The 9,670-nt window shown below is 69.6% G+C and carries 10 protein-coding genes and 1 tRNA gene; 4 read left to right on the top strand and 7 right to left on the bottom strand.

All coding sequences use genetic code 11. The features are described 5' to 3' along the window. Window positions 1-1,239: hypothetical protein (locus K6I34_RS23755; RefSeq protein ID WP_229328372.1), on the top strand; the 1,239-nt coding region annotated here is incomplete at its 5' end. 634 nt (window positions 1,240-1,873) lie between these two features. Here the strand turns inward: K6I34_RS23755 and K6I34_RS23760 are convergent. From K6I34_RS23760 to K6I34_RS23780, 5 genes are all read right to left on the bottom strand, one after another. Next, a complete protein-coding gene (locus K6I34_RS23760; RefSeq protein ID WP_229328373.1) occupies window positions 1,874-2,902 on the bottom strand; it encodes a serine hydrolase in 1,029 nt (342 codons plus the stop codon). Further along, on the bottom strand, window positions 2,903-4,189 hold the full coding sequence (locus K6I34_RS23765) for a UDP-N-acetylglucosamine 1-carboxyvinyltransferase (RefSeq protein WP_229328374.1): 1,287 nt from the start codon (window positions 4,187-4,189) through the stop codon (window positions 2,903-2,905). 4 nt (window positions 4,190-4,193) lie between these two features. Further along, window positions 4,194-4,922 (bottom strand): hypothetical protein, encoded by a 729-nt coding sequence (locus tag K6I34_RS23770; protein WP_229328375.1) that lies wholly within the window; start codon window positions 4,920-4,922, stop codon window positions 4,194-4,196. Between the two features lie 130 nt (window positions 4,923-5,052). Further along, on the bottom strand, window positions 5,053-5,196 hold the full coding sequence (locus K6I34_RS23775) for a hypothetical protein (protein ID WP_229328376.1): 144 nt from the start codon (window positions 5,194-5,196) through the stop codon (window positions 5,053-5,055). 41 nt (window positions 5,197-5,237) lie between these two features. Next, window positions 5,238-5,498: a hypothetical protein gene (locus K6I34_RS23780; protein ID WP_229328377.1), complete on the bottom strand. Its 261-nt coding sequence runs from the start codon at window positions 5,496-5,498 to the stop codon at window positions 5,238-5,240. A gap of 267 nt (window positions 5,499-5,765) precedes the next feature. On the opposite strand from K6I34_RS23780, the gene K6I34_RS23785 reads away from it, so the two are divergent. Together K6I34_RS23785 and K6I34_RS23790 are read left to right on the top strand one after the other, a co-directional pair. Then, on the top strand, window positions 5,766-7,100 hold the full coding sequence (locus K6I34_RS23785; RefSeq protein ID WP_229328378.1) for a hypothetical protein: 1,335 nt from the start codon (window positions 5,766-5,768) through the stop codon (window positions 7,098-7,100). A gap of 111 nt (window positions 7,101-7,211) precedes the next feature. Beyond that, window positions 7,212-7,301: transfer RNA gene (locus K6I34_RS23790), tRNA-Ser, on the top strand. Window positions 7,302-7,437: 136 nt separating this feature from the next. Here the strand turns inward: K6I34_RS23790 and K6I34_RS23795 are convergent. Then, on the bottom strand, window positions 7,438-7,956 hold the full coding sequence (locus tag K6I34_RS23795; RefSeq protein WP_229328379.1) for a carboxymuconolactone decarboxylase family protein: 519 nt from the start codon (window positions 7,954-7,956) through the stop codon (window positions 7,438-7,440). 164 nt (window positions 7,957-8,120) lie between these two features. On the opposite strand from K6I34_RS23795, the gene K6I34_RS23800 reads away from it, so the two are divergent. Beyond that, window positions 8,121-8,891, top strand: a complete 771-nt coding sequence (locus K6I34_RS23800) for a MerR family transcriptional regulator (RefSeq protein WP_229328380.1) — start codon at window positions 8,121-8,123, stop codon at window positions 8,889-8,891. A 258-nt stretch (window positions 8,892-9,149) separates the two neighbouring features. Here K6I34_RS23800 and K6I34_RS23805 read toward each other — a convergent pair whose 3' ends face one another. Next, on the bottom strand, window positions 9,150-9,521 hold the full coding sequence (locus K6I34_RS23805; protein WP_229328381.1) for a hypothetical protein: 372 nt from the start codon (window positions 9,519-9,521) through the stop codon (window positions 9,150-9,152). Window positions 9,522-9,670 lie beyond the last annotated feature (149 nt).

The raw sequence follows: 9,670 nt of genomic DNA on the forward strand, positions 1-9,670 counted from the left end.
GAACAGGGCGGGGAACAGAGCCCGGTCGAGGAGTTCGCCGCGTGGCTGCGGCAGATGCGGCTCCTGGGCGGCGATCTGTCGGTGCGTGAGTTGGTACGCCGTACCGAGGCCAGCGGCGAACGGGTCGCCCGCAGCACTCTGCAGGACGCCCTGGACGCCAAACGGCTGCCGTCCATCGACCACGCGGTGGCGATGGTGCGGGCGATGACCCGCGACGAAGCGGCAGTGGACGAGTGCCGCGTCCGGTGGCGGCGGGCGCGCTCGGCGATCACGGGGGTTCCGATGCCGCCTCTGCCCGCGCCGACGGGCGTCCGCCGCACGCTTCCGCCCGCGTCGGCCGGCCCCCGGCGCGAGTCCGCTCCCGCCGAGCCGCCCCTCACCACGGTCGACGTACCACCGCCCCCGCCTCGCTCACCGGTGATCACGCAGAAGGGCTCTCCCGCGTGGAGGTGGGGGAGCGGGAAAGCCGTTCTCCTCAACGCCGCCGTCGCGCTGGCAGTGGTCGGCGGCGGCGTCTACGCCCTCGATGTCACCGACTCGACCCGTGGAACGGCCGGTTCCACCGGCCCGACGCGCGGCGCCGCGCCCGGCAGCACCGCTTCCGCGTCGGGCCCCGCGTCCGACCCTCTGCCGCCGAACCTCCACATCCAGGCCGAGGAGGCCGGCTGCGACCCCGTGAACCACTACGACGAGACCCCGGCACAGTACAAACAGAACGTCCGCAAGAACCGTCGGCCAGTGGGACCGGGAACCATCGACATCACCAACCAGACCTCTTCCGACGAGGCCGTCCTGCTGACCGGGATGCACGTGCGGTTCCGCCAGCGTCGGCCCGCACCCACCACCGGCATCACCGTGGCGGACGGCCAGTGCGGCGGCGCGCAGACCGTACGTCCCTTCACCACCGACCTGGACAGGCCCAGCCCCGTGGTCGTCGCCGAAGCCGATCCCGGAGGCCCCGGCATGCCCGGACACCCACCGGTGACCTTCCCCTTCAAGATCTTGCCCGGGGATCCCGAGGTCTTCGAACTCACCGCGCACGACACCGGCTACGACTGCGTCATCGCCGTGGAGATCGACTGGGTCGCCGCGGGCAAGGCGGGCAAGACGATCCTCGACAACGACGGCCAGGGCTTCGGCGTCCTCGCGACCCCCGGCGCCCCCGCCTACAGATTCGATCCCCTCCACTCCGACGAGCTCACCCCGGCCACGTACAAGGACCTCGTCCACGACAGCTGATGGGCGTCCGAGGCCGTGCGGGGGGACAACGGACTAGCCCAGATCAGGGCAGACGTGGGCACGCTAGAGCACAAAGCGCCATAAAACGGGAAGCAGGCGCGGAGAAATTTTCGGCGGAAGCAACCAAGAAGGCGAAGCAGCAGAGCTGTTACGAGTTTCTTTACTGGATCAAGAGCGGCCCGCTCGCGCGGGCCGCCGCGCGCTGGCGGCCCGTGGCCGCCGTCGCTCCTGTCTACCGCCCCGCTCACGGCGGCCCCCAGCCACTCAGCGCGCAATGACCAACCGACCGCGACGACCACGCCCAGGAAGCGCCTCGGGGCCGGTCCGACAGCGCCGAAGCCGACCACCCAACTGCCGGTACAGGCGCATGTACCCTCGCAGCCCGAGCCCGCCCCGTTCGCGCCACTCGTCTACTGGTCCGGGCGCGGGGCCAGGCGGACGTACAACGCAACAGTCGGCAGGGGCACCGGCCGCGACGGAACGGATAGCGTGGCTGATGCCGGTGGGTGGTTGCTGGAGGCACACGTGGCGGGTGATCGTCACAGCGCGGGCGCGTCGTGGCTGACTGGTGGGGGTGGCCGTCCGCGTGGGCGCCGCGCGAGCGGCCAGTAACTCAACTGTGGGATCGGCGAGTTCAGGCTACGGAGATCGTTTTCAGCGCGAGGGCCCTTAGCGGCGCGAGACGGGTTCGGGCCGGGCCGTTGTAGACGGCGTTCGTGCAGATCGTCAGGTAGCGGCCGGTCGACGGGGCCAGGTAGAGGCTGGTGCCTGTGAACCCGTGGTGGTAGGCGACGGACCCGCCATTGGCGAGAATCCACGACAGGCCGCGGTCGAGGCCCGGTTCGATCGCGGCTTGGGGGACGAGACTGGAGCGGAGCCAGTCACCGAGCGGGTGGGATTCGTCGGCGGCAAGAAGTGCTTGGGCGTAGGTGGCGAGGTCGGTCGGGGTGGAGAACACCCCGGCGTGCCCGGCCACGCCGCCCATGAGAGCGGCATTGTCGTCGTGCGCGCTTCCCCAGGTGCGTGGGGCGCCGGGGAGACGCTGTTCAGTGGGGGCGACGTCGGGCGTACGAGCGACCGGGCCGTAGAGCGTGCCACGCATGCCGAGCTCGGCCCACACGTCGGCCGCGACCTGGTCGAGGGGCCGTCGGTGGACGTGGGTGAGGGCGAGGCCGAGCAGGATGTAGCCGCGGTTGATGTAGCGGTGGGTGCCCGGCGTATCCTCCAGCGGTTCACGGCACAGGAGTTCGTGCAGCGGCAGGTCCGCGCTCCGGTAGTGGTCCAGCCGGGTGGAGGCACGGAGGCCGGACGTGTGCGCAATCAGCTGCCGTACGGTCGCCTCTCCGCTGGGGGCTTCCCCTGTCATCGCGGGGAGGCTGTCACGGATCGGGGCGTCCAGGTCGATCAAGCCGTCTCGGACGGCCCGGCCGACCAGTGGCCAAGTGGCAACGACCTTCGTCAGCGACGCGATGTCGTAGAGCGTGTGCGCGGTCGGCGGCTGCAGTCCGCACTCGGGGGCGACCACGCCGGCCACTGTGACTTCCTGGCGGCCGTCGGCGGTCCCCGCGATGACGACACCGCCGGGGCTCGCTCCATCGGCGACCACCTCTCGCAGCATCTCACCGAGGCGGGCAGTGTCGTCGGCGCTGAACGGTACGGGCATCTAAACCTCCGGTTCTACGGTGACCTCGGCGCCCAGCGTGGCCAGGTTGGCGAGCAGATGGCCGTAGCCGCGCCGCAAGTGGTGCAGACCCCGGATCGTAGAGGTCCCGTCGGCGACCAGGGCGGCGATCAGCAGCGCCGTCACCGCCCGGATGTCGGCGGCCTGCACGTCTGCCGCGTGGAGCCGTTTGGGGCCGCGCAGGCGGATCATTGACCCGGTAGCGGTGATGTCCGCGCCGAAGGCTCGCAGCGGGGCGACGTGGGTGTCCCGCCGGGGGTACACCCGCTCGCCGATCAGTGATGGTCCGGCGGCCTGGGTGAGCATGGCCGCCAACTGCGGGGCGGTGTCGGTGGGCAACCCGGGATGCGGACCGGTGGCTGCTTCCACCCCCGACAGCACCCCCGCGAGCCGCACACGGATGGTGTCGCCGTCGGCGGTCAGGGTGATGCCCGCGTCAGCGAAAGGGGCGATCAGCCCGTCGGGGAAGTGAGTGAGGGCGATGCCGACCAGGTCGACGCATCCGCCCGTCGACGCATCCGCCATGGCGACGGTGGCGGCCTCGATGCGGTCGCCCGCTACCTCGAAGGTGCCGCCGTCGATCCAGTCCTTCCCCGACACGTGCAACCCTTCGGCATTCCAGGAGACGGCCACACCCCGTTCAGCGAGGAACCGACAGGTCTCGGTCACCTCGGGTTCGATGCTCGGGCTGGTGATCAACGATGTGCCCGGCGTGCGCGCGGCCAGCAACAGCGCTGTCACCGTTGCCCCCAGGCTTGGCCCGTACGGGGTGTTCATGTCCACGGTGAACGCATGCAGTCCGCGACGTCCGGTCAGGATCCGGAGCCCCGAGGCAGTGGGGACGACCTCCGCCCCGGCCGCCTGCATCGCTGCCAGGTGCCGGTCGATCAACCGTGGGCAGAACGCGTCACCACCGGGGTACGGGAAGACAACTTTCCCGGCGCGAGCGAGGACCGCAGCCGCCAGTACCGCGGTAGTGCGGATCTGTCGGCCGAGTTCCTGCGGGATCACCGGGTTCAACGCGTCGGTCGGTCCCACCATGAACCGGTTGCCGTCGAACGTGGCGTCAGTACCGATGTGCTGGAGGATGCGGGCACAGACGCCCGTATCCACGATGTCCGGTGCCTGTTCCAGGGTCAGCGGGACGTCGGCCAGGAGCGCCGCCGCATAAAGGTGCAGAGCGATGTTCTTGCTGCCCTGCACCGGATACCTGCCGCTCAGGGCACGGTTGCCTGTCACCTGTACGAGCCCGTCAGGGGCGGTGGTCATGCCGTCACCTGGCCCGCGATCCGGCGGGCAGGAAACCGCCGATGTGGTTATGGGGGTAGAGCACGGTGCCGGGGCCGATCAGCGTGCCCGGCGACAGCACCGTCCCGGCAGGTAGCGCGACCTCGTCCCCGATGACCGCGCCGAATTTGGTCTGGCCGCTACCGATCCGGTGCCCGTCCAGGTTGACGGTGATTTCCTCGATCGCCGGTTCGGCGACTGGGCCGCGGTCGCAGCGCAGACCGGTGGTCGAGCAGAAGGCCCCGAAATTGACCCGCCGCCCGATTACCGAATCGCCGATGAAACAGGGATGCTTGGCGAAGACGTGTCCGGCCAGCAGGCTTCGGGTGATGTCCGCGCCGAAGCCGATCCGGCAGCCGGGGCCGACCACGGCGTAGTCCCGCACCAGAGCGCCGGTTCCGATGACGGACCCGGAACAGATCAGAACGGGGCCGATCACTTGGGCCCCAGCTTCGATGCGCGCTCCCTTCTGCACGATGACCTCGCCCCGGCACAGCGCTCCATCTTCGATCGTGCCGCCCCGGTCTGTGTCCAAGCCACAGGCGACGGGGTCGTCCAGGTCCGCGACCATGGTCGGCTTGATGTCGAACACACTCGGGCAGCGGGCCAGCAGACCCGCGACATAGGGACTGAGGGGGCCGAGGTCGAGGTAGTAGCCCGTGCTGAGCCGCGCGTCATCCGCCATCGCTGCGGACTCGGGAAGGTGCTGCTGCATAGACGTCTCCCATGACGTCGAAGGGGCCAAGGCGGGATGAAGTCCGGGCGCCGCAGGTACACGACCTGTTGCGCCCGGACGGTGAAGGCTCCGGTGCCCGGCAGCAGGGTCGCTGGCGGGCACCGGGGGATCAGGCGGGGGCGTCGGTGGTCGGATCGCCGTCCGGAGCCGTCACCGCGAACCCCATGCGTGTGGAATCAGCGTTCACGTCCCGTTCGACGATCACCGCCAGCAGTGAGAACGCGGCGAGCGTCGCACCCAGCCAGGCGATCACGGCCGCGGCTTCGTGGTCGACGCGAGACCGGCGGCGGCCCATCACCGCGGCACCACCGAACGGGCTCGCTCGCGAGCGGACAAGGCCCGTTCGACCTGGATGCCCACCGCGTACAGCTGAGCCGGTTCGAGCACCAGTTCCGTACGGACCGTGCTGCCGTCGCGAAGGTGCACCTCGACCGCCAACCGGGTTTCCTCCGAGGCATGGTCGTAGCGGGCGTCCCGCTGTATCAGGACCACTCGGTCGACTATGAGGGCGCTGCCGGATTCGCAGGCTCCCGGGAGCATCTGGTCAGCGGCCATACTGTGCGTCACCTCATCCAGGGGCACGCCGGTTCTGCCTGTTCCTGTGCCGTGCATCGTGGGATCACCGTCTCTTCTGTTCGCCAGGACCGCCGAGACAGGGGGGAAGCACCGGCGGTCAGGCCGCGGGCATGGGGGTACGCCGAGGTTTGGACGATCAGTCGGCGATGCCAGTTAAGAGCCGGGCGACGAGCGCGGTAACCCCATGCAAGGGGCACCCACGATGGGTACATTCCGTGGGGGGTACCACCAACTCAGGGGGTAGGCATGGAACTTCCGGCGTCACCGGCAGCGCTCCCACCAGCACTCCTGAATGATCGACGCGTCGCCGAAGCGCTGGCCCGCCGTGATGTCGGCGCCGTGTTCGCCTTGGCCCATGACGAGGCGGGCATCAGCTTCAACCGGATCAGCGAGGCATGCGGCATCCGTGCCGAACGCGTGAGCCAGATGGCGAAAGGGCATGGGACAGTCACGTCCCTGTCGGGCCTGGAAAGGGTCGCCGACGGCCTGCGGGTTTCGGGCCGGGATTTAGGCTTGGCCGAGAGGCCATGGGAGAGCGCCGGCTCACGAACTCCCTTACAACATCAAGAAGATGGAGAAGACCCCATGAAGCGCCGCGATGTATTGCGCGGCGCGCTCGCTGCCGGTCTGGCAGGTCCCGGGCTCGCCGCTTTGACCACCACCCGCCACGACATCGACACCGCTCTTGCCGCGGATCACACCACGTCGGATCTCGGCTTCTGGGAAAGCACTGCCGAGCGGTACGGGTACGGCTACCACGGCCAGGCCCCGGCCGACGTGCTGTCGAATCTTGCCGAGGACTTCGGCGAGCTGAAGGTTCTTCTCGACCGGCCGCAGACGGTCAAGGGACGCGCCACGCTGTGCTACGTGACCGGCCAGATGGCGGGCATGGTCGCGATCGTCCTGCACGATCTCGGTCAGCACCGCGAGGCCCATCGGTGGTTCCGGACTGCGGGTCGGGCCGCGGAGCAGTCCGGGGACAACCTCCTGCACGCGTGGGTCCTGGGGCGCGAGGCAATGGTGCCGCTCAACTACGGTGCCCCGCAGGCCGCCGCGCAGCTCGCCGAACAGGCCCGGCATCTGGCGGGCGACAAGCCCAGCGCTGCGGCTGCACTGGCGTCGGCCGTCGCTTCCAGGGCTTACGCCATCGGTGGTCACACGGAGAAGGCCCGCCTCGCGGTCGCCGACGTCGAATCCCTTGCAGAGCGGCTTACGCCCCAGCAGCATGCCGACACCTGGTTCGGCTACCCGATGCAGAAGCACCACGTCCACATGAGCCAGGCTCTGACCCTGCTCGGGGAGACGGACCGGGCCTACGAGACCCAGACCCGGGCGCTTGAGCTGTCGCGCGCGCCGTCTCACATGACCCGAGCCCTGATCGCCATCGACCAGGCAGCCTGCCGGGCACACGACGGCGACCGAGCCGAAGCGGCGCACATCGCCGCCCGAGCGTACGGCGGCCTGCCCGCTTCGTACCGGACTGGACTCACCCACACGAGGGCGCTCGCCCTGTACCGGAGGCTCCCCAGCGATACCCCTGGTCTGGATCAGCTCGCGGATGCGCTGGGCATCGCCATCTGACCCGACGGTGGGGTGATCTTGGACCTCATGGCCCATCTCTGGCCCGCAACCCCGTTCGAACGGCTCAGCCGGTAGGCTGTAGCCCGCTCCGCAGCAGGTGGGCGGGGCGGAGGAGAGTTGCCCGAGCGGCCTAAGGGAACGGTCTTGAAAACCGTCGTGGCAGCGATGTCACCGTGGGTTCAAATCCCACACTCTCCGCCAACCCTGCGTCGACGCAGGCCGGAAGGGGTGCCCGGAGGGATCCGGGCACCCCTTCCGTTTGGGTGCTGAGGGTGTCTCAGGACGGTGCGCCGTCGCCGGATCGGTCCGGCTGGTCAGGAGCAGGGCAGAGCCCGGCCTACTTCCACGGGTCGGTGAAGGAGCGGCCGGGGACCGGCTTGGCGATGAGGGCGACCGGGATGAAGAAGTTGACCTGGCCGATCGCGAACATCAGGGTGGCGAGCGCCTTGGGCTCGTAGTGGGCGGCCGCCTCGGCGTAGAGGGCGTCGGAGACCCGCTCGCCGTGGGCGGACGGCTGGAGAACGGCCTCCACGAGGGCCAGGGCCGCGCGCTCGGCGCCGGTGAAGTACGGCGAGTCCTGCCAGGACGCCACCGACGTGATCCGCTCCTCCAGCTCCCCGGCCTTGCGCAGGAAGCCCGTGTGCAGGACGGTCAGGTAGGTGCTGCCGACGATCTGGCCGGCGCGCAGCTGGACCAGGCTGATCGTGGCGCGCGGTATCGAGCCGTTGCCGGTGAGCCTGAACAGCGCCTTCGACACCTCGGCCAGCTCCGGGACGAGATCCTGCGGGTCCTCGGACATCCGCGGGACCATCGGGATCTCCGCCGTGATCTCCGTCGTGATCGAGTGCGTCGTCATCGCTGTCTCCTCGGTGCATCGGTTCATCGGTTCATCAGTGCTTTCACTGCTCTGACGGATCACGGCGGGGAGATGTGACCGGCACTTGCGCTTTCCGTTGCGTCAACTTCTACGGTCGTGTCCGTGGCCGGAGAGACCGGCCCGGCGGAGGGAGAGGCGGGGCCATGGCCTGGTCGATCGCGGACGTGGCCCGGATGTCCGGAGTGACGTCCCGGACGCTGCGGCATTACGACGAGATCGGTCTGCTGCCGCCCGCGTGGATCGGGAGCAACGGGCACCGCTACTACGAGGAGGCCGGGCTGCTGCGGTTGCAGCAGATCCTGCTGATGCGGGAGCTGGGCCTGGGGCTGCGGGAGATCCGGGCCGTGCTGGACAGCCAGGTCGATCAGGTGGCCGTGCTCCGCGACCACCACCGACGGCTGCTCGCGGAGCGCAACCGGCTGGAGACGCTCGCCCGCACGGTCGGCCGCACCATCGCCGAACTGGAGGAACGAAAGGACAGCAGTGACATGGTGAAGATCAACCGGCCGGAGAACCTCTTCGAGGGCTTCGAGCTCTCCGCCGAGGACGAGGCCGAGGTCCGGGAGCGGTGGCCGGAGCACTGGGAGCAGTCCCGCCAGGCCGCCGCGGACCTGGCCACGTCCCCCGAGGAGACCGAGCGCTGGCAGCGTGAGGTGACGGCCCAGATGATCCGCATGGCGGAGTTCATGGTGGCCGGTACGCCGGTCGACGACGCCGCGGTGCAGGCCGAGGTGGACGCCCACTACCAGGGCGTGTGCCGGTTCTGGACCCCGAACGCGGCCGCCTACAAGGGGCTGGGGCAGCACTACGTCGACGAGCCGCGGTTCCGTGCGAACTACGACAAGATCGCCGACGGGCTGGCCGAGTACCAGCGCGACGCGATGGCCGTCTACGCCGACGCCCGGCTGAGCTGACGCCCGGCTGAACCGATATCCGGCTGAACCGATATCCGGCCGGACCGGCATCCGGCTGAACCGGCATCCGGCCGGACCGGCATCCGGCCGGACCGGCATCCGGCCGGACCGGCATCCGGCTGAACCGGCATCCGGCCGGACCGGCATCCGGCCGAATCGACCGGCGGCTCTCGTGCTGCCGGGGGGCTGCAGACCCCCGGCGGACCATCATTCAGTCGGCAGTTGGCAGTCGGCCGCACCAGCCCGTGTCAGCTCGTATCAGCCCGAAGAGCATGTGGCCTGCATCGTGACCACCCCGCCGTCCTCGTGCCAGGTCTTGTCCACGACGTGGGACTCGGAGTGGCCGTGCTCCGAAGAGCAGTGGACCTCCGCATGGTGCGACGAGTGGCCGTGCGAATGGGTGAGGCTGCTGAGGCCGGTGAGGCTCGTAGTGACGTTGCCCGTGCTTCCTGGGCTTCCCGGGTCCCCCGAGTTTCCCGACGACCAGAGGGACTGGTGGGACTCCACGGTGGACTTCTGGTGGGGTCCGTCGCCGCCACCGCCGCCGGTGTTCTCCTGGGCGGCGACGGTGGCCGCTCCGGCGGTGAGACCCGCCATGGCCATGACGGTGACGATTCCACGGCGCTTCATCCCGACCTCCGAAGGTGCGATGTCCTGGTGGCCGAGGGGGCAGGCCCTGACGCTGCCCCTGACCCCGACCGGCATGCGGAAGCTTCGCTTCCATACGGTATAGGGGGATTTCAGGCACTTGCCAGGGCGCAACCGGGGGAGATTCAGGG

Origin of the sequence: Streptomyces sp. UNOC14_S4, from assembly GCF_020740835.1 — a bacterium.
Lineage (GTDB): Bacteria > Actinomycetota > Actinomycetes > Streptomycetales > Streptomycetaceae > Streptomyces.